This window comes from Phycicoccus sp. M110.8 (genome assembly GCF_032464895.1).
In the GTDB taxonomy this organism is placed as follows: domain Bacteria; phylum Actinomycetota; class Actinomycetes; order Actinomycetales; family Dermatophilaceae; genus Pedococcus.
Genome location: NZ_JAWDIC010000003.1, coordinates 213,893 through 239,443, shown reverse-complemented (window position 1 = coordinate 239,443; position 25,551 = coordinate 213,893). Strand labels below are relative to the sequence as shown.

Sequence of the window (25,551 nt, the reverse complement as noted above, 5' to 3'; positions counted from 1 at the left end):
GGCGAGGACCCCACCGACGTGACTCCCCTCGAGGGGCCCAGCGCCCCCACCGGGTCCGAGGCTGCCCCCGCGCCGATCGCCGCGGGGGTGGCCTCCGCGCCGACCGCCGCGGGGGCGGCTCCGGTGCCCCCGTCCGCGCCCCCGGTCGACCCCGGCGTGCCCGTGCGGGCCGACGGCGTGCAGCTGCTCGGGACGGTGCCCGGCTCCGGCTACCGCGAGTCGCCGGCGCTGGTCCGCCGCGGTGACGGCCAGACGATCCAGCTCACGCCGCTGCTGTATGCCGTGCTGGAGGCGGTGGACGGCGAGCGCACGTTCGCCCAGGTGGCCGAGGTCGTGGGTGCGGCGGTCGGCCGCCAGGTCCGGGCGGAGGACGTCGAGACGCTGTGCGACGCCAAGCTCCGCACGCTGGGCCTGCTGAGGAAGGCGGACGGGTCCGACCCTCAGCTCAAGCGCTCGAACCCGTTGCTGGCACTGCGTTTCCGCTACGTCGTCACCGACCCGGAGGTCACGCGCAGGATCACGGCGCCCTTCGCCCTGCTCTTCGCCCCGGTCGTCGTGGTGCTGCTCGTCGCCGCCTTCCTCGCCGTCTGCGCCTGGGTACTGATGCACAAGGGCCTGGCGTCCGCGACGCACCAGGCGTTCGAGCAGCCAGCCCTGCTCCTGGCCGTCTTCGCGCTCACCGTCGTGTCCGCGGGCTTCCACGAGTTCGGCCATGCCGCGGCCGCGCGCTACGGCGGCGCGACGCCCGGGGCGATGGGGACGGGCCTGTACCTCGTGTGGCCCGCGTTCTACACCGACGTCACCGACAGCTACCGCCTCGGCCGGGCCGGGCGCGTGCGCACCGACCTCGGCGGGCTGTACTTCAACGCGATCGTGGCCGTCGCCATGTTCGCCGTGTGGTTCGGGACGGGCTGGGACGCCATCCTGCTCATCATCGCCACGCAGGTGCTGCAGATGGTGCGGCAGCTGGCCCCGCTGGTGCGCTTCGACGGCTACCACGTGCTCGCGGACGTGACCGGCGTGCCCGACCTCTACCACCGGATCAAGCCGACCCTGCTCTCCCTGCTCCCGCGGCACTGGAACCACCCCGAGGCCAGGGTCCTCAAGCCGTGGGCCCGCGCGGTCGTGACGACGTGGGTCCTGGTGGTCGTGCCGATGCTGGCCTTCTCCACGGTGATGATGGTCCTGAGCTTCCCCCGGGTCGCCGGGACGGCCTGGGCCTCGGTCGCCCGCCAGTGGGCGCGCCTGCAGGCCCAGCTCGGCGACGGCGACGTCCTCGGGGTCCTGGTGCGGGTGCTGTCGATCGTGGCGATCGCGCTCCCGGTGCTGGGTGTCGTGCTCATCGTGTCGCGCCTGGTCCGCCGCGTGGCTGTGGGCACGTGGCGCAGCACGGACGGCCACCCGGTACGCCGCGGGCTGGCGGGGGTGGCCGCGGTCGCCGTGGTCGCCGGGCTGGCGTGGGCGTGGTGGCCCCAGCCGGGCACGTACCGGCCGATCCAGGCATACGAGCGGGGGACGCTGGGGGACGCGGCGAACGCGACGCTCGCACGCTCCGGAGCGCCCACCGCGCTCGCCGAGGGACGGCAGGGGACCGGACGGGCGATCCTGCCCAAGGGCATGCGCCTGCCCACGGCGGACTCCCCCCAGCTCGCCGTCGTCATGGTGCCCAAGCCGGGGCAGACCGCTGCGGACGGGTCGGCGCTGCCGACGTGGGTGTTCCCGTTCGACCGGCCCGCGCCTCCGGGGGAGGGAGACACCCAGGCCCTGGCGGTCAACACGACCGACGGCACCTCGCTCTACGACGTCGCGTTCGCGCTGGTGTGGGCTGACGGCGACACGGTCACCAACACCAACGAGGGCTACGCCCTCGCCTCCTGCACCGACTGCCAAGCCGTCGGCGTGGCCTTCCAGGTGGTCGTCATCGTGGGTGACGCCCACGTCGCCGTGCCGCAGAACATCGCCGCGGCGGTCAACTACAACTGCGTCCGCTGCGTCACCCAGGCGTTGGCGACCCAGCTGGTGGTCACCCTGTCCGGACCGCTGAGTGCCCAGAGCACGGCGGAGCTCGAGGCGTTGTGGGCGCAGATCGCGCAGTTCGGCCAGTCGATCCGCGACGTGCCGCTGGACCAGCTGCAGAGCCGGCTCGACGACTACGAGCAGCAGATCCTCGCGATCCTGCGCAAGGACCCCGCGTGGGTCGAGCCGTCCGCGGCCAGCACCCCCTCGGCCACCGCGACCACGGTCGCGCCCTCGGTCTCCTCGACGACCGGCCCCACCGGTGCGACCCCGAGCACCGATTCCGGCGGCTCGGGCACCTCCACCAGCTCCACGCCCTCCGGCACCGACACCGGCACGGCGCCCGCGCCGTCCGGCTCGACCAGCCCGTCGAGCACGTCGTCGAGCCCGTCGGCGTCCACCGACGCGACCGCGAGCGCGACGTCGTCACCCGAGGCGAGCGCCGCCGGCGACGTGGCGGACGCCACGGCCACGCCCGCCCCCTGAGCCGGCACTCGACGGCATACGCTCCTGTCGGCGCCGGTCCCGGCGTGCACGCACGGCGACCGGAGGACGGGATGGACGGCCTGACCAGCGAGTTCGACACGGGGACGGCGGTCGCGGCCCGACCCGGGGAGCCGGGCACCTGGGACGCGGAGCTCGGCGAGGGCTGGCGCATCGGCGGCGGCGTCAACGGTGGCCTGCTGCTGGCGCTGGTCGGTCGGGCGCTGGGGCAGGAGCTGGGGGCCACCGAGGAGCGCGCCGCGCACCAGGACCCGCTCGCGATCAGCGCGTACTACCTGACGCCGGGCGTGCCCGGACCGGCCACCGTGCGCACCGAGGTCGTCCGCCGTGGCCGCGCCGTCTCCACCGCGCAGGCCTCGCTGCTGCAGCCCGGCCCGGACGGCGCCGACGTCGAGCGGGTGCGGGTGCTCGCGACGTACGGCGACCTCGCCGGCCTCGACGGGGACGCCAGCACGACGGCCACCCCGCCGGTCCTGCCGCCGCCCGAGCAGTGCGTCAGCGCGGCACAGGCGCCGCCGGACTTCCTCAAGCACGCGTCGCTGCTGCAGCGCCTCGACCTGCGGCTCGACCCGGCCACCACGGGCTGGGCCGTCGGGCGGCCGTCGGGCACCGGCGTCATCCGCGGCTGGCTGCGCATGGCCGACGGCCGCGAGCCCGACCCGCTGCTGCTCCTGCTCGCTGTCGACGCGCTGCCGCCGGTGGCGTTCGAGCTGGGGCTGCCGGGCTGGACGCCCACGCTCGAGCTGACGGCCCACATGCGGGCGCGTCCCGCCCCGGGCTGGCTGCGCGTCAACCTCACGAGCCGCACGATGTCGGGCGGCTACCTCGAGGAGGACGCCGAGGTCTGGGACAGCGAGGGCCGCCTGGTCGCACTGTCCCGCCAGCTCGCCCGCGCCACGTCCCCGAAGCCGGCCTGAGCGGCATACCGACTCTCCCGCAGGCACTTCGGGGGTGCAGGGGTGACGCATCGGTCACGTCTGCGCCCCCAACGGCGGTCCGGCCGCTGCGGAGGGCGTCGCGTGGTCGGGCCGTGCGGCGGCCGCCGGTAGACTCCTGACCCCGTGGCCCTCACTATCGGAATCGTCGGACTGCCCAACGTCGGCAAGTCCACGATGTTCAACGCCCTGACCAAGAACAACGTGCTCGCCGCGAACTACCCGTTCGCGACGATCGAGCCCAACGTCGGGGTCGTCCCGCTGCCGGACGCGCGGCTGGCCAAGCTCGCCGAGATCTTCGGGTCGGAGAAGATCCTCCCGGCGACGGTGTCCTTCGTCGACATCGCCGGCATCGTCCGTGGGGCGTCCGAGGGGGAGGGGCTCGGCAACAAGTTCCTCGCCAACATCCGTGAGGCCGACGCCATCTGCCAGGTCGTGCGCGCGTTCGAGGACGGCGACGTCGTCCACGTCGACGGCAAGGTCTCGCCCGCCTCCGACATCGAGACCATCCACACCGAGCTCATCCTCGCCGACCTCCAGACCCTCGAGAAGGCGGTGCCGCGCCTGGAGAAGGAGGCGCGGATCACAAAGGATCGCAAGCCGCTGCTCGACAACGCCGTGGCCGCCCAGAAGGTGCTCGAGGAGGGCCACACCCTGTATGCCGCGGGCGCGGCTGCTGGGGTCGACCTCGCCGAGGCCAGGCAGCTGGGGCTGCTCACCACGAAGCCGTTCATCTACGTGTTCAACCTCGACGAGGAGCAGCTCGGCGACGCCGACCTGCACGCCTCGCTGCGCAAGCTCGTCGAGCCTGCGGACGCGGTGTTCCTCAACGCCAAGCTCGAGATGGACCTCATGGACATGGAGCCCGACGAGGCGATGGAGCTGCTCGAGTCCTTCGGCGCGACCGAGTCGGGGCTCGACCAGCTGGCGCGCACCGGGTTCCACACCCTCGGCCTGCAGACGTACCTCACGGCCGGGCCCAAGGAGTCGCGGGCCTGGACGATCAAGCAGGGCTGGACCGCCCCGCAGGCCGCCGGTGTCATCCACACCGACTTCCAGCGCGGCTTCATCAAGGCCGAGATCGTGTCCTACGACGACCTGGTCGAGGCCGGGTCGATGGTTGCCGCCAAGGCCGCCGGCAAGGTCCGGATGGAGGGCAAGGACTACGTCATGGCCGACGGCGACGTGGTCGAGTTCCGCTTCAACGTCTGAGGCGTCCCGCTCCGACGCCTGGGGCCACCGGTCGCGGGCCGTGCCTCAGCCGGGCCCTCAGTCAGCGGGTCGACGCAGGGAGTCGCGGATGCCGTCGATGGCGTCGCGGGCCACGGGGAGCATGGGGTGGCGGACGCGGAAGTCGACGCGGTCGCCCAGGGTCACGCGCACGTGCGGTGCCCACCGCTGGACGGCGGTCGCGAGCTCCTCGCGACGGCCCAGTGCCGAGGTCCGGACGTAGCGGTGGGGCAGGAGGGCTGCCTGCTGCAGGTTGGCCTGCAGTGCCGCCGCGGTGTGCGGTGCCTGGCCCACGAACCGCATGAGCTGCTCCCAGTCCTGCTGCACCTCCGGTGGCAGCGCCGGCGGCGCCAACCGACGGGCGCCCAGGGCGATCCCGGATCGGACGGAGCTGTGGTTGTCCACCTTGGGCCCGTCGTGGACGGCGGTGAAGAGGACGAACTCGCTGACGTCGGCCCAGGCAACGACGTGTGCGGCCGTCGAGCTCCGCTCGGGGCCGAACCACACGCCACGGGGCCCCACGACCACGGCCGGCCGCCGACTCCTCAGGAGCCGGTCGAGACCCAGGAGCCCGAAGACGAGGGCCATGAGGCCGAGCACCATGAAGGCGGCGAACTGGCGGTCCACGAGCAGCGCGAACGCGGCGACGAACGCGACGCCGCCGACGATCAGCCCGGGGAGGGAGCCGCGCGGGTTGAGGAACGTGAGGGAGGACGGGTCCGAGCCGGTCACCTCGACGGGCGCCGGACCGCGGTCGCGCTCGGCCCACGGCCCGACGTACCAGGTCACGGTCGGACGTCCCCCGCTGGACATCGGCATCGCGGCCCCCTTCGCACGGATGGGGACAGGGTAGGGACCCGGCGTGCGCGCTGGGGCCGGTTCCGCTGATCCCGCGACGGAGTCCCGTCAGGAGCCCAGCCGTGGTGACGGCTCAGGCGGACGGCGCCAGGACCTCACCGAGGATGCGGCCGGCCTCGGCGAACCGCGCGGGGTCCTCGGCAGCGAAGTTGAGCCGGAGGTGCGGGCCGGAGGGTTCCGCCGGGAACCACTCGGTGCCCGGGGCGACGACGAGCCCACGGGACTCGCAGTCGCGCACGACCTGCGGCACGTCGGTGCCGTCCGGCAGCCGCGCCCACAGGTTGAGCCCACCGCGGGGGACGTGGTCGACCTGCAGGGCCGGTGCGTGCGTGGTGACCGCCTCGAGCAGGCTGTCCCGGCGGATCCTCAGCTGGTGGCGCATCGAGCGCAGGTGCGTGGCCCACCCGGGCTGCGTCACGACGTCGAGGGCTGCGGCCTGGAGGACTCCGCTGACGTACATGCTCTCGGCGGCCCGGTCGGCGAGGATGCGGTCGCGAGCCGGGCCGCGGGCGACCACCGCCGCGACCCGCAGCGCCGGGGAGACCGACTTGGTCAGCGACCGCAGGTAGATGACGTGCCCGTCGTGGTCGTGGCCGACGACCGGCGCGGGATCGGCGTCGATGGCCAGTTCGTGGGCCCAGTCGTCCTCGACGAGGAACGCGCCCCGGTGTCGCACGATCTCGAGCACGGCCAGCCCGGCGTCGCGCGACCACTGCGCACCGCTGGGGTTCGCGAACGTCGGCTGGGCGTAGAAGGCCCGGGCGCCCGTGGTCGCGAACGCACGATCCACCTCCTCGGGAACGGGCCCGCCGGGACCCGAGGGCACGGGGACGAGTACCACCCCCGCCTGCTCGGCCGCCAGGATGGCGCCCCAGTACGTGGGGGACTCGACGACGAGCGGCTGCCCGGGTCCGACCACTGCCCGGAAGACGGAGCTGAGGGCGCTCTGGCTCCCTGCGACGACGAGGGCGTCGCGGGCCGAGGGCGGGGTGACGCCCGAGGGCGCGCCCGCGGCGACCTGGCCGGCGAACCACGCCTGCAGCTCGGGTAGGCCGGCCGCGGGCGAGCGGGTCACTGCCGCCTCCGTACGGGCCGCGCGCAGCAGTGCGGCGCGGACGAGCCGTTCGGGCAGGAGCTCCTTCGCGGGGTACCCGGAGTGCAGGCGGATGGCGTCGGGCACCGACGCGCGCTGGGTCGAGGACAGTCCGCTCGTGCGGATGCGCGGCGAGCCGAGCGCCGCCGTCTGCCACCCCAGGTCGGCCGGGCGGGGCGCGGCGGGGACCGAGCGCACGAAGGAGCCGACGCCCGGGCGGCTCTCCACCAGCCCGAGGGCCACCAGCCGACGCAGCGCCTTCTGGACAGTCACGGGGCTGGCGCGGTGCTCGGCCACCAGGACGCGGTTCGACGGCAGCTGCGCGCCGGGCGGTGCGGTCGCGATCCTGCGACGCAACGCCGCAACGATCCGGCTTGCGCTATCGTCGTTCATGAAGGTAGAGAGTAGCGCTATCGTCCCAGACCCCGTGGTGCTATCCACATCACCGGCGCCGGGCGAGCGGCCGCACCCGTCGGGGCAGGGGCTTCCTGCCCCCTCGCGGGCAGGCCTGCCGTGGGGGCTCGCCGGCACCGCGGCCTTCTCGTTCACCGTGCCGTTCACCCGGGTCGCCACCCACGACGGGCTGTCTGCCCTGTTCCTCGGCTCGGGACGCGCTGTCGTCGCCGCCGTGCTCGCGGCGGCGGCCCTGCTGTGGACCCGTCAGGCCCGGCCGTCGTGGCCCCAGGCCCGTCGCCTGGCCGTGGTCGCGGGCGGCGTCGTCCTGGGGTTCCCGCTGCTGACGTCCTACGCCCTGACCACGACGCCGGCCAGCCACGGCGCGGTCGTGATCGGACTGCTTCCTGCGGCCACCGCGGCCATGGCCGTCCTGCGCGGCAAGGAGTCGGTGCCGTGGACGTTCTGGGCGTCCGCCGCCACGGGGGCGGCCGCCGTCATCGTGTTCGCGTCACTCCAGGGTGGTGGCCTGGGCTCCCTGCACTGGGCGGACCTCCTCCTGCTCGGTGCCGTCCTCGCCGCCGCGGTCGGGTATGCCGAGGGTGGCCTGCTGGCGCGGGAGCTGGGCGCCTGGCAGACGGTGTCGTGGGCGCTCGTGCTGTCGGCCCCGGTCATGACCGTGCTCGCGCTGGTGTCCGTCGTGGAGCGCACGCCGTCCGGGACGACCGGGCAGTGGCTCGCCTTCGCCTACCTGTGCGTCGTCTCCATGTACCTCGGGTTCTTCGCCTGGTACCGCGGGCTGGCCATCGGCCCGATGGCGCGGGTCAGCCAGGTCCAGCTCGTGCAACCGGTCCTGAGCATCCTGTGGGCCGCGCTGCTGCTGCACGAGCGCGTGACGTCGACGACCGTCGTGTGCGGCGCGGTCGTGGTCGCCAGCGCCCGCATCGCCGTACGTGCCCGGCTCGGACGTGGCGCCGGCTGACCGCTGCCTGCCCCGAGGGAACTCACAGACTCCTGTGCCACCCTGACTCGCTGAACCCCTCCTGCCCCGGCCGGCAGACCCGACCAGGCCGCCCCGCCCGTGAAGAAGCGTTACCCCCTGCTGCTGTCCGCTGCCCTCGTCGGCGGCGTCTGGGTCAGCCCGGCAGCGGCGCAGGAGATCTCCGACAACGCCGTCGTCCGCACCGCACCGGGTGCCGTCGTGGCCCACGTCCTCTCGGAGGACTCCCTCGGCGCCGGGCGCATCGTCGAGGTGTTCGGTGACCTCACCCGGGCGCGCCACGTCGCCGTCCTCGTCCCGGGGGTGTCGTGGACCGGCCCGCTCATCGCCGACGAGACCGCAGCCACCCGCCGGCACCCGGCGGTCCAGGCCCGGGCGCTGCTGGCCAGGATGCGGCAGGACGACCCGGCGCACGAGTCCGCGGTGGTGGTGTGGCTCGACTACGACCCCCCGCAGGACCTCGGGGTGGCCGCCGCGCGCTCGGACCGGGCGGTGGCCGGCGCACCCCGCCTGGCCCGTTTCGTCGCGACCCTCCCGCACACGGCCAACGTCACCCTGGTGTGCCACAGCTACGGCTCGGTCGTGTGCGGCCACGCCGCGTCGCACCTGCACGTCGCGGACATCGTCGCGATCGGCTCACCCGGCATGGACGTCGAGCGCCGGGCCGACCTCGGCACCACCGCGCGGGTCTGGGCGGGGCGTGCGGAGGGGGACCCCATCGGCCTCGTGCCCTACACCCGGTACGGCGACCTCGGCCACGGGGCCGACCCCACTGCCCCGTCGTTCGGCGCCCTGCCGCTTCCAGTGGACGGCGCCTACGGCCACAACGACTACCTGGCGCCCGGCACGGCCTCGCTCGCGGCGATGGCGCGGATCGCCGTCGGCGAGCCCGCCGCGGTGACGGGCGCCTCCTCCGGCTCCTGACCGCGCGCCACCGACTCCAGATGGCCACGAACCGGTACAGACCCTGACAACCGGCCTCATCCAAAGGGCGGAGGACGGTGTGATCTCCACCCGTCCTGGCCCTCCCGGCCCCACACTGCCTCTCGTGATCAAGAGCGTGACCATGGGGGTGCTGATCCTCCTGTCGGCGTCGGCCATCGTGGTCGGCGTCTACAACTACGAGCTCACCAAGGCGTTCTGCTCGACGTTCCGCCAGGACCCGCGTCCGATCTCGGCCGTCCCGCCCCGCTTCCTGCCGACGGGCACCCAGCTCTGCCAGTGACCCCGGCGTCCCCCGGAGCCGGGGGAGGCGAGGGGTGTGCCGGGTGCCGGCACCCGGCACACGCCGGCCCGGCGGCCCGCGGCACACGCCGGCCCTCGCCGCCGCCCCCTGGTGCCGCCGGCTCAGACCGGGTCCACCTCCGGACGGCGCATCCGGACCTGGGTGACGGCGTGGTGCGCGACCCGGGTGACCTCGATCGTCCAGCCTCCGACGGCCACGACGTCCCCGGGACCCTGCGGCACCCGGCCGAGCTCCTTGAGCACCAGGCCCGCCACGGTGGCGTAGTCGGTCGAGGGCGCGACCGCGAGCTCGACCCCCACGTCGGTGAGGTCGTGGACGGGGAAGGTGCCGGGCAGCGTGACCGAGCCGTCGTCGTGCCGGTGGGCCGCGAGCACGTCGCGGTCGGTCTCGTCCCAGATCTCGCCGACGAGCTCCTCGAGCAGGTCCTCGAGCGTGACGATGCCGTCGACCGAGCCGTGCTCGTCGACGACGATCGCCATCTGCTGCCGCTCCTCCTTGAACCGGCGCAGGGCCTCGGACACCCGCACGGTGTCGGGCAGCATGAGCGCCGGCTGGACGCGCGCGCCGACGGGCTCGTCGTCACCGTGGATGACGGCACCCCAGTGGACGATGCCCAGGACGCGGTCGAGGTGGTTGCCCCGGGTGATGGGCACCCTGGAGTGGCCGGCGCGGGCCATCTCCTCGCGCGCCTGGGCGACCGGCGTCTCCGCGGGCAGCGACAGGACGGCACCGCGGGGCACCAGCACCTGCCGCAGGATCCGCTCGTGCAGCTCCAGGGCGCCGCTGATGATCTCGCGCTGGTCGTGGTCGAGCTCGGGGTTGCTCGTCACGAGGTCGCGCAGCTCGGCGGCCGACAGCTCCTCGCCCTCGGCGTCGGGGCGCCCGCCCAGCAACCGGACGACGACGTTGGTCGAGGCGCTGAGCAGGGCGACGGCGGGCCGCGCCACGGTCGACAGCAGGTCGAGCGGGCGGGCCACCGTCGACGCCCACGGCAGGGCCCACTGCATCGCCAGCCGCTTGGGGGCCAGCTCCCCGAGCACCAGGGTGAGGAACGACAGCACCAGCGTCACGACGGCCACGGACAGCGCCTCGGCGGCCGAACCCAGGAAGCGCAGGTGCGGCACGAGCGGCTCGGCCAGCGACACGGCAGCCGTCGCCGAGGCGAGGAAGCCGGCGAGGGTGATGCCGATCTGGATGGTCGCGAGGAACCGGTTGGGGTCGCGGGCCAGGCGGACCAGCCGCTGCGAGCGGGCTGAGCCGTCCCGCTCCAGCTGCCGCAGCTGCCCCTCACGGAGCGAGACCAGGGCCATCTCGCTGCCGGCGAAGACCGCGTTGAGGAGGACGAGCAGGGCGACGAGGGCGATGTCGAGCCAGTAGCCGGACATGGCGGGGTGGGATCACCGGTCCTGGTAGGGGAGAGGGCCTGAGTCGCGTCCAACGACCAAACGGCCGGCGAAGTTCCGCTCGGGCCCTTCGTCCCTGTGCCCCGGTCCCCGTGACCGGGAGCGTGTGGTGGGAGGAGGCCGCCATGAGCACCGGGAGCCCACCCACCGTCCGCACGCCCGTCACGCCGGCCGAGGCTGCGCGCCGTACCGAGGAGCCGGTGGTGCAGACCACCGGCCTCGGCAAGCGGTTCGGCTCCGTCTGGGCGCTGCGCGACCTCGACCTGCGCATCGAACCCGGCGAGGTGTTCGGCTACCTCGGGCCGAACGGAGCCGGCAAGACGACCACCCTGCGGCTGCTCATGGGGCTGCTCCGCCCCACGACGGGTTCGGCTCTCGTGTGCGGGCACGACGCCTGGGCCGACTCCGTCGCCGTGCGCCGGCGCGTCGGCTACCTGTCCGGCGAGGGCGGCATCTACCCGCGGCTCACCGGGGAGCAGCACCTGGAGTTCCTCGGCTCGCTGCGGGGGCTGCGCCACCACCGGCGTGCCCGCGAGCTGGCCGAGCGCTTCGACCTCGACCTCTCGCGCCGCGGCGGTGAGCTGTCCCGCGGCAACCGGCAGAAGCTCGCCCTCGTCCTGGCGATGATGGCCCCGGTCGACCTGCTCGTGCTGGACGAGCCGACGAACGGCCTCGACCCGATGGCGCAGCAGGAGTTCAAGCGGTGCGTGCGCGAGCAGGCGCAGGCAGGTGGCTCCGTCCTGCTGAGCTCGCACGTGCTGGCCGAGGTGCAGCGGGTGGCCGACCGCGTCGCCGTGCTCCGCCAGGGCCGGCTGGTCGCGGTGGAGGGTCTCGAGGCGCTCCGGGCCCGCTCCCTGCACCACGTCCGGGCCACCCTCGCGACACCCGTCGACGCCGCGGAGTTCGCCGCCGTCGAGGGGGTGCGCGACCTGTCCGTGCAGGGGCACGACCTGGTCTGCAAGGCACCCGAGGCGTCGCTGGACGGCGTGGTCAAGGCCCTGAGCCGGCACCGGCTGCGCGACCTGACCTGCACGGAGGCCGAGCTCGAGGAGGCCTTCCTGGGCTACTACACCGGGGGTGGTGACGATGCTGGCTGACGTCTGGCGCAAGACCCTCTTCGACCAGCGGCGGGCGCTCGTGGGCTGGGTCAGCTCGATCGTGCTCGTCGTGCTGCTGTATGCCGCGATCTGGCCCAGCCTGCGCGACCAGCCGTCGATGAGCGACTTCCTCGACCAGATGCCGGAGGCGTTCCGCTCCCTGTTCGCCACGGCCGGCGCCGACATGTCGACCCCGACCGGCTACATCCAGATCGAGCTCATGTCCTTCATGGCTCCCGCGCTGCTCATCATCTACGCGGTCGGCCAGGGCTCCTCGGCCGTGGCCGGCGAGGAGGACCGGCATAGCCTCGACCTGCTGCTCGGCGCCCCCGTGAGCCGGACCCGGGTCCTGCTCGACAAGGCGCTGGCGCTCGTGATCGGCACCGTCCTGCTCGTCGTCGTCACCGGAGCGGCCCTGGTGCTCGAGGGGGCGGCGTTCGACCTGCACCTGCCCCTGTCGGGTGTCGTCGCGGCGATGACCCACCTCGCCGCCCTCTCCCTGGTCTTCGGCGGCGTCGCGCTCGCAGTCGGTGCGGGCACCGGCCACGCCGGCCTCGCGCGGGGCGCGGCAGCAGGCCTGGTCGTCGTGGCGTACCTCGTCAACGGCCTGGGGTCGATGGTGGACTGGCTCGAGCCCTTCCAGCGGTTCTCGCCGTTCTACCAGTACGCGGCGCACGACCCGCTGCGCACCGGGATCTCCTACCCCGCGCTCGGTGTGGCGCTGGCGACGTTCGCGGTCCTCGTCGCCGTGGCCGTCTGGGGCTTCCGCCGGCGCGACGTCCGCGGGTAGGGCTCAGGGCCGTGCCCGCGCCGCCGCAGGTGGCTCGGGCGCGGACCGTCTGCGCCCGAGGGGGCGTCAGAGCTGGGTGCCCACCAGGGCGCCGATGCCGTAGGTCACGACCATGGCGAGCACACCGCCACCCACGTTGCGCAGCACCGCCGGCTGCACCCTGGCTCCGCCGAGCCGCGCGCTGGCCCACCCGGTGACCGCCAGCGCGAGCGCCACGGCGACGGCCGTGACCCACACCCGCGCCGACACCGGCACGACGAGGATCGCGACGAGCGGCAGCAGGGCGCCGATGGTGAACGCCAGCATCGAGGCCCAGGCGGCGTGCCAGGGGTTGGTCAGGTCGTCCGGGTCGATGCCGAGCTCGGCCTCCGCGTGCGCCCCGAGCGCGTCGTGCTCGGTCAGCTGCACGGCCACCTCGTGGGCGAGCTCGGGGCTCAGGCCCTTGGCGCGGTAGATCTCGGTGAGCTCCTCGAGCTCCTCCTCCGGCATCTCGCGCAGCTCGCGCTCCTCCTTGGCGAGCAGCGCCTTCTCGGTGTCGCGCTGGGTGCTCACCGAGACGTACTCGCCCGCCGCCATGCTCATCGCGCCCGCGGCCAGGCCGGCGACACCCGCCGTGAGGATCGCGCCCCGGCTGGTCGTGGCGGCCGCGACGCCGATGACGATGCCGGCGGTGGACACGATGCCGTCGTTGGCACCGAGCACGCCGGCCCGCAGCCAGTTCAGCCGCTGCCCGATGCCCTGGCTGTGCGCCTCGCCGGTGTGCGGGATCCTGCTCACCTCGGTCTCCTCACTCACCGGACGTCGCCCCCAGGCGGGCGGCTGCCTCGCGGATGCGGTGCGCCAGCTCGACGTCGAGCTGGGTGAGCCCGCCCTCGGAGTGCGTCGCGCACGTGAACCGGACCGCGCGCCACCGGATGTCGATGTCGGGGTGGTGGTCCATCTGCTCGGCGTCCTGCGCCACGTCGTCGACGAGCCGGATCGCGGTGGGGAAGTCCGGTGCCTCGTAGGTGGCGCGGATCGCGTTCCCGTCGCGGCCCCACCCGGGCAGGTCGCGCAGCTGGCGACCGATCTCCTCGTCGTTCAGCAACCTGGCCATGGGCACACTCTGGCAAGGACGGCCCCGCCTGTCATGGAAGGCGAGCCTCACCTGCCCGGCCCCGGACAGCGGTATGCCGCGTGCGCAGGTGCGCACGCGGCATACCGCTGGGGGTGGGGACGGACCTCAGAGTGCTTCCTGCACCGAGGCCGGGCCCATGAAGTCGGCGTTGCCGCCCTGCTCGTGCTGCTCGGTCGCCACGGCCTTGACGTCGTGCGGCTTCAGCTCGCCGGACGCGATCTGCTCGGCCCAGTGGCACGCGACCCGGTGGCTGCCGGGGACACCGTCCACCTGCACCACCCGCAGCTGCGGCCGGTCGGTGTCGCACTTCGTCTCCTGCCGCCACGGGCACCGGGTGTGGAACCGGCAGCCCCTCGGCGGGTTGGCGGGCGAGGGGAGGTCGCCGGTCAGCAGGATGCGCTCGCGGCGGTCCTCGACGAGCGGGTCCGGCACTGGCACCGCGGACATGAGCGCCCGCGTGTACGGGTGCAGCGGGTTGTCGTACAGGTCCTCCGCCTCGGCCTCCTCGACGAGGGAGCCGAGGTACATGACGCCGATCCGGTCGCTGATGTGCCGCACCACCGCCAGGTCGTGCGCGATGACCAGGTAGGTCAGGCCGTACTCGTCCTGGAGCTCCTCGAGCAGGTTGATCACCTGCGCCTGCACGGACACGTCGAGGGCCGAGACCGGCTCGTCCGCGACGATCAGCTTGGGGTTGACAGACAGGGCCCGGGCGATCCCGATGCGCTGGCGCTGGCCGCCGGAGAACTCGTGCGGGTACTTGCGCAGCGCCGCCGGCGGCAGGCCGACGGCCTTGAGCAGCTCGCGCAGCCGGGCCGACGCCTGCTTCTCGTCCTTGGCCAGGCCGTGCGCCTTCATGCCCTCCAGGAGCAGCGACTCGACCGACTGGCGCGGGTCCAGGCTGCCCATCGGGTCCTGGAAGACCATCTGGATGTCCTGGCGCTTGCGCCGCAGCTCCTCGCCCCTGAGCGAGGCGATGTCGACACCGTCGAACTCGACGCTGCCCGCGGTGGGGGGCTCGAGGTTGAGGATGGCCCGGCCGAGGGTGGACTTGCCGCAGCCGGACTCGCCGACCAGGCCGTAGGTCTCGCCCTTGCGGATCTGCAGGTCCACGCCGTCGACGGCGTAGACGTAGCCGACCGTGCGGTCGAAGATGACGCCCTTCTTGATGGGGAAGTGGACCTTCACGTCCTTGACGTCGACCAGGACCTCGCGGTCGTCGGCGCCGTCCGTCGAGCGGGTCTCGGCGGTGGCGGTCATCGGCTCTCCTCCTGGCTGGGGCGCACGGGGTTGAAGCAGCGCAGGGCGCGCGACCCCTCCTCGACGAGCTCGGGCATGTGCTGCACGCACTCGTCGACCGCGTTCGGGCACCGGGGCGCGAACGCGCAGGCGGACGTCCACGGCAGGTTGTCCGCGACCGACCCGGGGATCGGGCGAAGGCGCTCGCCGCGGGACCCGTCGAGACGGGGGATGGAGCCGAGCAGCCCGGTGGTGTACGGGTGCCGCGGCTCGGCGAACAGCGGGTGCCGGTCGCCGCGCTCGACGATCTTTCCGCCGTAGAGGACGTTGACCCGGTCGACGAGGCCGGCGACGACGCCGAGGTCGTGCGTGATCATGATCAGCGCGGTTCCGGTGTCCTCGACGAGCTCCTTGAGCAGCGCCAGGATCTGCGCCTGGATGGTCACGTCGAGCGCGGTCGTGGGCTCGTCGGCGATGAGCAGGCGCGGCTCGCAGGCCAGGGCCATCGCGATGAGGGCGCGCTGGCGCATGCCGCCGGACAGCTGGTGCGGGTAGTCCTTGAGCCGGCGGTCGGGGTCGGGGATGCCGACCTTGTCGAGCATCTCGCGCGCGATCGGCCTGGCCGCCTTGCGCGACAGGCCGCGGTGCCGCTCGAGCACCTCGGTCACCTGCAGCCCGATGGGCACGACGGGGTTCAGCGACGACAGCGGGTCCTGGAAGATCATGCCCAGGTCGCGGCCGCGCCGGTCGCGCATCTGGTCGGGGGACTCCTTGAGCAGGTCGGCGCCGTTGAACAGCACCTCGCCCTCGACCGTCACGCCGCGCGTGGGCAGCAGGCCCATGATCGCCAGGGACGTCACCGACTTGCCACAGCCGGACTCGCCGACGAGGCCGACGGTCTGGCCGGGGCGGACGTCGAAGCTGACGCCGTCGACGGCCACGAACGGCTCCTCGCCGGAACGGCGGAACGTGACGGTCAGGTCGCGGACCGACAGCAGCGGCTCGCTGCCGTCCGTGCGCGAGCTGCGGACGTTCTCCACTAGTTCAGTCATGAGTCGGTTACCTCCGGCTCTTGGGGTCGAGGGCCTCGCGCAGCGACTCACCCATGAGGGTGAAGCCCAGGGCCACGACGATGATGCACAGCGCGGGCCACACGGCGAGGGCCGGGTTGTCGTAGATGTACTCCTGGGCGGCACCGAGCATCTGGCCCCACTCCGGCTGGCGGTCGTCGGGGTTGCCGACGCCGAGGAAGGACAGGGCGGCGGCGTCGATGATCGCGCCGGCGAGCACGAGCGTCGCCTGGACGATGACCGGTCCCAGCGCGTTCGGCAGCATGTGCCGGAACACGATGGCGGACCGCTTCACGCCGAGCGCCCGTGCGGCGAGCACGTGGTCGCTGGCCCGCTGGGCGAGCAGCGACCCGCGCAGCAGCCGGGCGAAGATCGGGACCTGGACCACCGCGATGGCGATGATGACGGTCCACTGGCTCGGCTTCGGGGCGAGGGCCGCGATCGAGACGGCGAGCAGGAGCGAGGGGATCGACAGCATGACGTCGACCGCGCGCATGACGAAGGAGTCGACCCAGCCGCCGAAGGCCCCGGCGAGGGTGCCCAGGGAGAGGCCACCGACGAAGCCGAACAGGGTGGCCAGGACGCCGACGATCAGGGTCTGGCGGCTCCCGACGATCAACCGCGACAGCAGGTCGCGGCCCGAGGAGTCGGCGCCGAGCGGGTAGCCAGGCTGCGCCCCGGGGATCGGGTTGGTCTGCGGGCGGACCTGGTCGATGAGCAGCCGCGCGGTGGGGTCGTGCGGCGCCAGGAGCGGGGCGAAGATGGCGAGCAGGACGAACAGCGCGCTGATCGTGGCGCCGAGGAGGAACACGGGGTTGCCGCGCAGCCGTCGCCAGGCGCTCGCGATGAGCGAGACACCCGCCGACTCCTCGACGTGCCCGGCGTCGCCGACGCTGCGCTCGGCGAGGGCCACGCCGCCACCGGCGGTGGAGGCGGCCAGGTCGTCGATGCGCTGTTTCTTCGTACTGGGGTTGAGGGGGTTGGGCACCGGCTTCACCTCGTCCGGATTCGGGGGTCGATCACGGCATACGCGATGTCGACCAGCAGGTTGATCACGACGAAGGTGATGGCGAACATGAGCAGCAGCACCTGGAGCACGGCGTAGTCGCGCCGCTCGAACGACAGGGCCGTGGCCTCGCCGAGGCCGCCCCAGCTGAACACGCGCTCGGTCAGCACCGCGCCGACGAGCAGGCCGCCGGTCTGCAGGCCGATGGTCGTCACAACCGGCAGGAGGGCGTTGCGCAGGACGTGCCGGCCGCGGATGACGCGACGGGTCAGGCCCTTGGACTCGGCGGTGCGCACGTAGTCCTCGTCCATGACGTCGAGGACGGCCGCCCGGGTGATCCGGAAGATCACCGCGAAGGGGATCGTCGCCAGCGCCAAGCTCGGGAGGATCAGGTGCTTCACGGCGTCCCAGGCGGAGTCCCACTCACGGGTGAGCAGGCCGTCGAGGACGAAGAAGCCGGTCACGCGGGTGGCGTCGATGCTCGAGTCCTGGCGACCGGACACCGGCAGCCAGTGCAGCTTGATCGCGAAGAAGTACTTGAGCAGGAACGCCAGGAAGAACACCGGCACCGCGACGCCGATGAGGGACCCGACCACCGAGAAGTTGTCGAACCACGAGGCCCGGCGGCGGGCGGCGAGGTAGCCCAGCGGGATGCCGACGACGATCGCCAGGAGGATGGAGAAGAGGGCGAGCTCGATGGTCGCGGGGAAGCGCTGCAGGAAGATGTCGAAGGCGTCGGTACCGGCCTGCACCCCCGTGCTGGCACCGAACTTGCCCTGCAGAGCCCGCTTCACGAACTCCCAGTACTGCACGTAGATCGGCTGGTCGAGGCCCAGGGCCTTCTCCAGCGCGGCCCGCCGGGCGGGGGTGGCCCGCTCGCCGAGCATGGCGGACACGGTGCCGCCGGGGAGAGACCGCAGCCAGAGGAAGACGAGCATCGAGAGCACGATGACCACGCCCACCATCTGGAGCAGCCGTCTGAGGATGAATCTGAGCACGGGGGGTCGATCTCCTTCAGTCGCGACTGTGGCCGTCCCGGCGATTGTGCTGGGACGGCCACAGTCTTAGGAAGTGCTGACCGAGGTCAGTCCTCGGGTCACTTGCTGACGGTCACCGTCGAGAAGGTCTCCGCGGTGAGCGGGCTCGGGATGAGGCCCTTCACCTTGTCGCTCACGACGAGGGCCGGCGGGGAGTGGCTGATCGCCAGACCCGGCAGGTAGTCCTCCTGGATCTGCTGGTTGATCTTCTCGTAGGCCGCGGCGCGCTGCCCCTCGTCGACGATCGAGTCGGCTGCCTCGAGGTCCTTCGACAGCTGCGCGCCGTAGGAGGTCACGCTGGTGTGGAAGTCGTTCGCCTTGAGGTTGGAGAAGAACGTGCCGATGAAGTTGTCGGCCGAGTTGTAGTCACCGGTCCAGCCGAGCAGCCACGCGTCGTAGCCGCCGTTGTCGACGGTGTCGAGGTAGCCACCGTTCCACGGCTTGGTGCTGACCTGGACCTTGATGCCGACCTTCTCGAGGTCGCCACGCAGCGCCTCGTAGATCTTCTGCGGGTTCGGCATGTACGGGCGCGACACGTCGGAGGGGTAGGCGAAGTTGAGGGTCATGCCCTCGGCGCCGGCCTCCTTGAGCAGGCTCTTGGCCTTCTCCGGGTCGTACGGGTACGCCTGCAGCGACTTGTTGTAGCCGTCGACCGTCTCGGGCATGAACTGCGTCGCGACCGTGGCGCCCTCGGGCAGCTGGGTCTTGACGAGCTGGTCGCGGTTCATGGCGTAGTAGAGCGCCTGGCGGACCTTGAGGTCCTTGAGCTTCGGGTTGTGCTGCGGGTTCAGGCCGACGTAGAGGATGTTGAACGCCGGGCGGATCAGCAGCTGGTTGCCCGAGTCCTTCAGGCCCTTCCAGTCAGCGGGGTTCGGCAGGTCGTAGCCGTCGATGCTGCCGGCCTCGAGCTCCTGGCGACGGGTCGACTCGTCGGGGATGATCTTGAAGACGATCTTCTTCGTCTTCGGCTTCTCGCCCCAGTAGCTGTCGTTGGCGACCAGGGTCACCGTCTTGTTGGCCTCGTCGAACTTCTCGAGCTTGTACGGGCCGGTGCCGACCGGGTTCTTGGAGTATGCCGGGTAGCCGAAGCCGTCGCCCTGCTTGGTGACGTTGTTGGCGTCGCCGTCCTTGAGCGCCTTGGGGGACTGCATGGAGAACGAGTCCAGCGACAGGGCGGTCGGGAACTTCGAGGTCGGGCGGCTGATCTTGATGACGGCCGTCATGTCGTCCTTGGCCGTGCAGCCCTGGTACAGGGCGTTCTTGGCGTCGGACTTGAAGGAGCCCATCACGTCGGCCCAGTAGCCGGCGGGGCCACCCGCGGCGACCTCGTTCTGGTCGAACATGCGCTCGAAGTTGTAGCAGACCGCAGCGGCGTTGAACGGGGTGCCGTCCCAGAACTTGACGCCCTGGCGCAGGGTGAAGGTCCACTCCTTGCCGTCCGACGAGGACTCCCACTTGGTGGCGAGCTCCGGCTCGATGTCGGCCGTCCCGGGCTTGATGCCCACGAGGCCCTCCATCATCTGCCGGGTGACCCGGAAGGTCTCGCCGTCAGTGGCGTAGAAGGGGTCGAACAGCTCGGGGGCGCCGGCGGCGCCGAAGGTGATCGTGTCCTTGAGGTTGCCGGCGCTGCCGCCCGAGGAGCCGCTGCCGTTGTCCCGGTTGGACTGGGCGCAGGCGGCAAGGGAGAGGGCCAGCGTCGTCGCCAAGGCGACCGGGGCCGCCTTTCGCGTGAGCTTCATGAATACCTCGCTTGTGTGCGAACTCTGGTCGACCCGGTCGGGCGCCAGGGGTGTAGCCGATGGTGCCTGCCGAGGAGGAGTGCGGGGCGCAAACCTTCTACGGTTGGTGAGGGACCCTAGCGAGAAGTGCGGTGGCCGAACCGTCCCGCCGCGGAAATTAACAAAAGTGAGACCCATGCCCGAATACGCCCAGTCTGCGCCTCGACCGGTCGCCGGGGCCGCGATCGTCGACGACCTCGCGGCGCCCACGCGGCTGCTGGCCGCGCGCCGGACCGAGCCACCCGCCCTCGCCGGCGGCTGGGAGTTCCCCGGCGGCAAGGTCGACCCCGGCGAGGGCGTCGTGGAGGCCCTGCGGCGCGAGCTCCTCGAGGAGCTCGGCGTGGAGGTCGAGGTGGGAGAGGTGCTCCCGGGGCCGCTGCCCGACGGCCGGTGGCCCCTCGGTGGCGCCTACGCGATGACCGTCTACTGGGCGCGCATCACGACCGGGGAGCCGGCGCCCATCGAGGACCACGACCAGCTGCGCTGGCTGGGCCGCGAGGAGCTGTATGCCGTGCCGTGGCTCCCGGCGGACCTGCCCATCGTGGACGTGGTCGCCGCCCGCCTGGGCTGAGGCCCGGCGCCCGGGTGCGGACGGGGCCGGGGAGGGCCCTCCCGGGCGCCCGGGAGGGCGTGGTCAGGAGCACCCCGAAACCCTGAGACAATGGACCCCATGCCCATGAAGACCCGCGACGACATCCGCAACGTCGCCATCGTTGCCCACGTCGACCACGGAAAGACCACGCTCGTCGACAAGATGCTCTGGGAGGCCGGCGCGTTCGGCGAGCACCAGCACGTCGACGAGCGCGCGATGGACAGTGGCGACCTCGAGCGCGAGAAGGGCATCACCATCCTCGCGAAGAACACGGCCATCCACTACCGCGGCAAGGCCGCGGCGGACGCCGGCCTCGCGGACGGCGCCACCATCAACATCATCGACACCCCCGGCCACGCCGACTTCGGCGGCGAGGTCGAGCGCGGCCTGTCCATGGTCGACGGCGTCGTCCTGCTGGTGGACGCCTCGGAGGGCCCGCTCCCGCAGACCCGCTTCGTGCTGCGCAAGGCGCTGGCCGCCAAGATGCCGGTCGTCCTGTGCATCAACAAGGTGGACCGCCCGGACAGCCGCATCGCGGAGGTCGTCGACGAGGTCTACGAGCTGTTCATGGACCTCGACGCCGACGAGCACCAGATCGAGTTCCCCATCGTCTACGCCTCGGCCAAGGCCGGCCGCGCCTCGCTCAACCGCCCCGAGAACGGCGGCCTGCCGGACGCCGAGAACCTCGAGGCGCTGTTCGAGACCATCCTCGGCACCATCCCGGCGCCGACCTACGACGACGAGGCGCCGCTGCAGGCCCACGTCACCAACCTCGACGCGTCCAACTTCCTCGGCCGCCTCGCCCTCCTGCGCGTGCACAACGGCACGATCAGGAAGGGCCAGCAGGTCGCCTGGATCAAGACCGACGGCAGTACCGAGCGGGTCAAGATCACCGAGCTGCTGATGACCGAGGCGCTCGAGCGCAAGCCCGCCGAGTCGGCCGGCCCCGGCGACATCATCGCCATCGCGGGCATCCCCGACATCATGATCGGCGAGACCCTCGCCGACGCCGAGAACCCCGTGGCGCTGCCCGTCATCACTGTCGACGAGCCGGCCATCTCGATGACCATCGGCACCAACACCAGCCCCATGGTGGGCCGGGTCCGCGGCTCCAAGGTCACCGCCCGCATGGTCAAGGACCGCCTCGACAAGGAGCTCGTCGGCAACGTCTCGCTGCGGGTCCTGCCGACCGAGCGCCCCGACGCCTGGGAGGTGCAGGGCCGTGGCGAGCTCGCGCTGGCGATCCTCGTCGAGCAGATGCGCCGCGAGGGCTACGAGCTCACCGTCGGCAAGCCGCAGGTGGTCACCAAGCAGGTCGACGGCAAGCTGCACGAGCCGGTCGAGCGCCTGACCATCGACACCCCCGAGGAGTTCCTCGGCGCGATCACCCAGATCCTCGCCGCCCGCAAGGGCCGCATGGAGCAGATGGTCAACCACGGCACCGGCTGGATCCGGATGGAGTTCCTCGTCCCGAGCCGCGGCCTCATCGGCTTCCGCACCGAGTTCCTCACCGAGACGCGCGGCACCGGCATCGCCCACCACGTGTTCGAGGACTACGAGCCGTGGTTCGGCACCATCACGACCCGCGTCAGCGGGTCGCTGGTCGCCGACCGCCAGGGTGTCGTCACGGCATACGCCATGGTGAACCTGCAGGAGCGCGGCACGCTCTTCACCGACCCGGGCACCGAGGTGTACGAGGGCATGATCGTCGGCGAGAACTCCCGCGCCGACGACATGGACGTCAACATCACCAAGGAGAAGAAGCTCACCAACGTGCGTGCCTCCTCCTCGGACAACTTCGAGAAGATCGTCCCGCCGCGCAAGCTCAGCCTCGAGCAGAGCCTGGAGTTCTGCCGCGAGGACGAGTGCGTCGAGGTCACCCCCGACGCCGTCCGCATCCGCAAGGTCGAGCTCGACCAGACCCTGCGCGCCCGCGCGGCAGCCCGGGCGCGCAACGCCTGACCCGGGGAGGCCGGCGCGTGACGGACGCACGACGCTCGTTCGGCCGCCCGCTGCTCGCGGGCGGCCTCGTGCTGGTGACGGCGCTGGCCACCGCCTGCACACCGCGCGCGGGTGAGGGCAGCGGCACCGCCTCGGCCCCCAGGGGCGAGCTGACCGTGCTGTCGCTCGGCCCGGTCGCCACGTGGGACCCGCAGCGGATGTCGATCTCCCCGGACATCGCCTTCGCCGGGCGCGTGTTCCTGCGCACCCTCACGGCGTTCCCGCCCGGGCGCGACGCCGCCGCCCAGCGCTCGGTCGTCGGCGACCTGGCGACGGGCCCGGGCACGCCGGACAAGGACCACAAGGTCTGGAGCTACCGGCTGCGCGACGGCGTGCGGTGGCAGGACGGCTCGCCGGTGACGTGCGACGACGTCCGCTACGGCGTCTCGAGGTCGTTCGCCCAGCCGATGGCCTCGGAGGGGCTCAACTACCCCGCGGCCTACCTGGACCTGCCGCGCAAGGCCGACGGCACGCCCGACTACGCGGGCCCCTGGGCCAAGGACGCCAAGGGGCAGGCGGCCTTCGACAAGGCCGTCACCTGCCAGGGCCCGACCATCACGTTCCACCTCGCCGCGCCCATGGTCGAGTTCGACCAGGTCGTCACCTCGCCCGCCTTCGCCCCGGTGAAGAAGGACCAGGACAAGGGCCCCAAGGAGGGCACGTACGCCGTGTTCTCCAGCGGCCCGTACCAGCTCAAGGGGGACTGGGACCCCAGCACCGGCGGCACCTTCGTGCGGAACCCCAAGTGGGACAAGGCTTCCGACCCGATCCGCAAGGGCCTGCCCGACACCATCAGCTACGTCGAGGGCACCGAGTCCCAGACCGCCGTGCAGCAGGTCCTCGCCGACGACCCCGAGCACCGGCAGACCGTCACCCTGGACCCGGCGCCGCCCGCCCTGCAGCAGAGCATCCTGTCCGACTCCGGGCTGCGGGCCCGGTCGATCAACCCCTCGTCGCAGTTCGTCGACTACCTCGCCCCCAACGTCGCCAAGGGCGTCATGCGGGACCAGCGCGTGCGCCGGGCGCTGGCGCTGGCCACCAGCCGCGAGGGGTACGTCACGGCCCTCGGCGGCGAGAGCGCGGCCATCGTCGCGTACAGCCTCATCGGCCCGGCCCTGCCCGGCCACACCGACGCCGACCCCACGGGTGCCGGCCCCGGCGGCGACCCCGCAGCGGCCAGGGCGGCGCTGCAGCAGGCCGGGCTGACCCTGCCGGTGCGGATCCGGGTGGCGTACCGGTCCACACCCACGGCCGACAAGGCGATGGCTGCGCTCTCGAACGGCTGGCAGGACGCCGGCTTCGCGGTCACCCTCCAGCCGATCGAGAAGGACTACTTCACCGCTGTCGCAGCGCCCGGCCGCCAGGACCAGACCGACGTCTTCTGGGCCAACTGGGCCGCGTCATGGCCGTCGGCCTCGACGGTGATCCCGCCGCTGTTCGACAGCAGGCTCAACCTCACCGCCTCCAGCACCGGACGCGACTACGGCCGGTTCGCCGACGACAAGGTCAACGCCGAGATCACGCGCATCGGCACCATCGTCGACCCGGGCCAGCGGGCCGCGGCGTGGGCGCGCCTCGACGCCGGCCTGGCCCAGCGCGGCGCCTTCGTCGCGCTCGCCCAGCGGCGCTCCCTCTACGTCGCCGGCAGCCGGGTCACCGGGTTCGCCGCGAACGAGGCGCTCGGCGGCTTCGTCGACCTCGCGGACGTCGGGGTGCGCCGGTGAGCCGCCCACCCCTGCTGTTCGTCCACGCCCACCCCGACGACGAGACGCTGACGACCGGGCTGACCATGGCGCACTACGTGCGCGCCGGCCACCCCGTGCACGTGCTGACCTGCACGCTCGGCGAGGAGGGCGAGGTCATCCCGCCCGACCTGCTCCACCTCGACGCCGCCCACGACGACGCCCTCGGACCGCACCGGGCCGGTGAGCTGTCCCGGGCCATGGCGGCCCTGGGCACGACGTGGGAGGTGCTCGGCGCCGACCCCGGTCGCGGGGTGCTGTCGCGCTACCGCGACTCGGGGATGGCCGGGACCCCGAGCGCGGCCAACCCCGCGGCCTTCGTCAACGCCGACCCCGCCGAGGCCGCGGACCTCGTGGCCGCCGTGGTCCGGAGCCTGCGGCCCGCCGCCGTGGTCACCTACGACGCGCAGGGCGGCTACGGCCACCCCGACCACATCCAGACCCACCGGGTGACCTGCGCGGCCGTGGCCTCCCTGCCCGCCCACGAGCAGCCGCCGCTGTATGCCGTGCTGACGCCGCAGTCCTGGGCCCGTGAGGACCGGGAGTGGCTGGCCGCACACCCGGAGCTGACCGTGGGGTGGAGCGTGCCACCGGTGGACGGTGAGTACCCGCCCTCGGTCGTCGCCGACCCGTGGGTGACCCACGCGGTGCAGGACCCGCAGGCGCTGCCGGTGCAGCGGGAGGCGCTGTCTCAGCACGTCACCCAGGTGACCGTGCGCGGTGACGTCTACGCGTTGTCCAACGACATCGCGGCCCGGCTGCCCGGTCGTGAGGGCTTCGCCCGGCTCGACCCGCGGACCGGCAGCATCGCCGGGACCGCAACCGCGGCCGCGGACCCTGCGGGCGCCGTGGGCGCCGCCCACCGCGCGGGCAGGGTCGCCGGCCTGTTGGATGGGTCGTCGTGACCACTCCCGTCGACGCCGACCACTTCCGCCTGGCCATGGGCCGGTTCGCGACGGGCGTCACCGTCCTGACGACCTTCGCCGGCGGCCACGACCACGCCATGACGGCCAACGCCGTCACCTCGGTGTCGATGGAGCCGATGCTCGTCCTGGCCTGCGTCGAGGTCGACGCCCGTTTCCACGACGCGATCGCCGCCTCCGGCGTCTGGGGCGTGAGCATCCTCGCCGCCGACCAGCGTCCCACCGCCGAGTGGCTCTCCACCCAGGGCCGGCCGTTGCACGGGCAGCTCGACCGGGTGGCCCACCACCGCGGTCCCGGGACGGGGGTCGCCCTGCTGGACGGTGCCCTCGCGACCCTCGAGCTGCGCACCACCGACATGCACCGCGCGGGTGACCACAGCATCGTCGTCGGCGAAGTAGTGTCCCTCTCCAGCAACGACCACCCGGCCGACGCGCTGGTCTACTACCGCAGCCGCTACCAGCCGCTGCGCTGAGGGGAGTG

23 protein-coding genes are annotated in these 25,551 nt (G+C 72.7%); 13 read left to right on the top strand and 10 right to left on the bottom strand.

Annotated features, from left to right (window positions below):
• The first annotated feature begins 18 nt into the window (after nucleotides 1-18).
• The 3 genes from RKE38_RS14415 (at nucleotide 19) to ychF (ending at nucleotide 4,667) form a co-directional block, all read left to right on the top strand.
• Complete coding sequence (locus RKE38_RS14415) at nucleotides 19-2,502, top strand: hypothetical protein (RefSeq protein ID WP_316008175.1); 2,484 nt, start codon at nucleotides 19-21, stop codon at nucleotides 2,500-2,502.
• Nucleotides 2,503-2,573: 71 nt separating this feature from the next.
• A complete protein-coding gene (locus RKE38_RS14410; RefSeq protein WP_316008174.1) occupies nucleotides 2,574-3,437 on the top strand; it encodes a thioesterase family protein in 864 nt (287 codons plus the stop codon).
• Between the two features lie 144 nt (nucleotides 3,438-3,581).
• On the top strand, nucleotides 3,582-4,667 hold the full coding sequence (ychF, locus tag RKE38_RS14405; RefSeq protein ID WP_316008173.1) for a redox-regulated ATPase YchF: 1,086 nt from the start codon (nucleotides 3,582-3,584) through the stop codon (nucleotides 4,665-4,667).
• Between the two features lie 57 nt (nucleotides 4,668-4,724).
• On the opposite strand, the gene RKE38_RS14400 is transcribed toward ychF, so the two are convergent.
• Both RKE38_RS14400 and RKE38_RS14395 read right to left on the bottom strand, forming a co-directional pair.
• Complete coding sequence (locus RKE38_RS14400; RefSeq protein ID WP_316008172.1) at nucleotides 4,725-5,504, bottom strand: hypothetical protein; 780 nt, start codon at nucleotides 5,502-5,504, stop codon at nucleotides 4,725-4,727.
• A gap of 112 nt (nucleotides 5,505-5,616) precedes the next feature.
• Nucleotides 5,617-7,029, bottom strand: a complete 1,413-nt coding sequence (locus RKE38_RS14395; protein ID WP_316008171.1) for a PLP-dependent aminotransferase family protein — start codon at nucleotides 7,027-7,029, stop codon at nucleotides 5,617-5,619.
• A 37-nt stretch (nucleotides 7,030-7,066) separates the two neighbouring features.
• Between RKE38_RS14395 and RKE38_RS14390 the strand changes: the two genes are divergently transcribed.
• The 3 genes from RKE38_RS14390 (at nucleotide 7,067) to RKE38_RS14380 (ending at nucleotide 9,254) form a co-directional block, all read left to right on the top strand.
• Nucleotides 7,067-8,011, top strand: coding sequence for a DMT family transporter (locus tag RKE38_RS14390; RefSeq protein WP_410055467.1), 945 nt, complete (start codon nucleotides 7,067-7,069; stop codon nucleotides 8,009-8,011).
• A gap of 99 nt (nucleotides 8,012-8,110) precedes the next feature.
• Nucleotides 8,111-8,953: an alpha/beta hydrolase gene (locus tag RKE38_RS14385; RefSeq protein WP_316008170.1), complete on the top strand. Its 843-nt coding sequence runs from the start codon at nucleotides 8,111-8,113 to the stop codon at nucleotides 8,951-8,953.
• Nucleotides 8,954-9,077: 124 nt separating this feature from the next.
• Nucleotides 9,078-9,254 carry a hypothetical protein gene (locus RKE38_RS14380; RefSeq protein WP_316008169.1) on the top strand — a complete coding sequence of 59 codons (177 nt, stop codon included), beginning with the start codon at nucleotides 9,078-9,080 and terminating at the stop codon, nucleotides 9,252-9,254.
• A gap of 122 nt (nucleotides 9,255-9,376) precedes the next feature.
• Here RKE38_RS14380 and RKE38_RS14375 read toward each other — a convergent pair whose 3' ends face one another.
• Entirely contained in the window at nucleotides 9,377-10,660 is a 1,284-nt protein-coding gene (locus tag RKE38_RS14375) for a hemolysin family protein (protein ID WP_316008168.1), read from the bottom strand.
• 143 nt (nucleotides 10,661-10,803) lie between these two features.
• On the opposite strand from RKE38_RS14375, the gene RKE38_RS14370 reads away from it, so the two are divergent.
• Together RKE38_RS14370 and RKE38_RS14365 are read left to right on the top strand one after the other, a co-directional pair.
• Nucleotides 10,804-11,775 (top strand): ABC transporter ATP-binding protein, encoded by a 972-nt coding sequence (locus tag RKE38_RS14370; protein WP_316008167.1) that lies wholly within the window; start codon nucleotides 10,804-10,806, stop codon nucleotides 11,773-11,775.
• Nucleotides 11,765-12,565: an ABC transporter permease subunit gene (locus tag RKE38_RS14365; protein ID WP_316008349.1), complete on the top strand. Its 801-nt coding sequence runs from the start codon at nucleotides 11,765-11,767 to the stop codon at nucleotides 12,563-12,565. The genes RKE38_RS14370 and RKE38_RS14365 overlap by 11 nt, the downstream gene beginning before the upstream one ends.
• 66 nt (nucleotides 12,566-12,631) lie before the next feature.
• Here RKE38_RS14365 and RKE38_RS14360 read toward each other — a convergent pair whose 3' ends face one another.
• The 7 genes from RKE38_RS14360 to RKE38_RS14330 form a co-directional block, all read right to left on the bottom strand.
• Complete coding sequence (locus RKE38_RS14360) at nucleotides 12,632-13,342, bottom strand: VIT family protein (RefSeq protein ID WP_316008166.1); 711 nt, start codon at nucleotides 13,340-13,342, stop codon at nucleotides 12,632-12,634.
• A 10-nt stretch (nucleotides 13,343-13,352) separates the two neighbouring features.
• Nucleotides 13,353-13,661: a 4a-hydroxytetrahydrobiopterin dehydratase gene (locus RKE38_RS14355; protein WP_316008165.1), complete on the bottom strand. Its 309-nt coding sequence runs from the start codon at nucleotides 13,659-13,661 to the stop codon at nucleotides 13,353-13,355.
• 126 nt (nucleotides 13,662-13,787) lie between these two features.
• Nucleotides 13,788-14,942, bottom strand: a complete 1,155-nt coding sequence (locus RKE38_RS14350) for an oligopeptide/dipeptide ABC transporter ATP-binding protein (RefSeq protein ID WP_316008164.1) — start codon at nucleotides 14,940-14,942, stop codon at nucleotides 13,788-13,790.
• On the bottom strand, nucleotides 14,939-15,973 hold the full coding sequence (locus RKE38_RS14345) for an ABC transporter ATP-binding protein (protein WP_316008163.1): 1,035 nt from the start codon (nucleotides 15,971-15,973) through the stop codon (nucleotides 14,939-14,941). Before RKE38_RS14345 ends, RKE38_RS14350 begins: the two co-directional genes overlap by 4 nt.
• A 7-nt stretch (nucleotides 15,974-15,980) precedes the next feature.
• Nucleotides 15,981-16,979, bottom strand: coding sequence for an ABC transporter permease (locus RKE38_RS14340; protein ID WP_410055466.1), 999 nt, complete (start codon nucleotides 16,977-16,979; stop codon nucleotides 15,981-15,983).
• Between the two features lie 5 nt (nucleotides 16,980-16,984).
• Nucleotides 16,985-17,995, bottom strand: a complete 1,011-nt coding sequence (locus tag RKE38_RS14335) for an ABC transporter permease (RefSeq protein ID WP_316008161.1) — start codon at nucleotides 17,993-17,995, stop codon at nucleotides 16,985-16,987.
• 98 nt (nucleotides 17,996-18,093) lie between these two features.
• Nucleotides 18,094-19,773 carry an ABC transporter substrate-binding protein gene (locus tag RKE38_RS14330; RefSeq protein WP_316008160.1) on the bottom strand — a complete coding sequence of 560 codons (1,680 nt, stop codon included), beginning with the start codon at nucleotides 19,771-19,773 and terminating at the stop codon, nucleotides 18,094-18,096.
• Nucleotides 19,774-19,948: 175 nt separating this feature from the next.
• Between RKE38_RS14330 and RKE38_RS14325 the strand changes: the two genes are divergently transcribed.
• The 5 genes from RKE38_RS14325 to RKE38_RS14305 all read left to right on the top strand — a co-directional run bounded on the left by RKE38_RS14325 (nucleotide 19,949) and on the right by RKE38_RS14305 (nucleotide 25,543).
• On the top strand, nucleotides 19,949-20,383 hold the full coding sequence (locus RKE38_RS14325; RefSeq protein WP_316008159.1) for a (deoxy)nucleoside triphosphate pyrophosphohydrolase: 435 nt from the start codon (nucleotides 19,949-19,951) through the stop codon (nucleotides 20,381-20,383).
• 99 nt (nucleotides 20,384-20,482) lie between these two features.
• Nucleotides 20,483-22,366, top strand: a complete 1,884-nt coding sequence (typA, locus tag RKE38_RS14320) for a translational GTPase TypA (RefSeq protein WP_316008158.1) — start codon at nucleotides 20,483-20,485, stop codon at nucleotides 22,364-22,366.
• 17 nt (nucleotides 22,367-22,383) lie between these two features.
• Nucleotides 22,384-24,129 (top strand): ABC transporter substrate-binding protein, encoded by a 1,746-nt coding sequence (locus RKE38_RS14315; protein ID WP_316008157.1) that lies wholly within the window; start codon nucleotides 22,384-22,386, stop codon nucleotides 24,127-24,129.
• A complete protein-coding gene (gene mshB / locus RKE38_RS14310) occupies nucleotides 24,126-25,052 on the top strand; it encodes an N-acetyl-1-D-myo-inositol-2-amino-2-deoxy-alpha-D-glucopyranoside deacetylase (protein ID WP_316008156.1) in 927 nt (308 codons plus the stop codon). Before RKE38_RS14315 ends, mshB begins: the two co-directional genes overlap by 4 nt.
• The gene (locus RKE38_RS14305; RefSeq protein ID WP_316008155.1) at nucleotides 25,049-25,543 is read left to right on the top strand and encodes a flavin reductase family protein; all 495 of its coding nucleotides are present in this window, start codon (nucleotides 25,049-25,051) and stop codon (nucleotides 25,541-25,543) included. Before mshB ends, RKE38_RS14305 begins: the two co-directional genes overlap by 4 nt.
• Nucleotides 25,544-25,551: the final 8 nt, after the last annotated feature.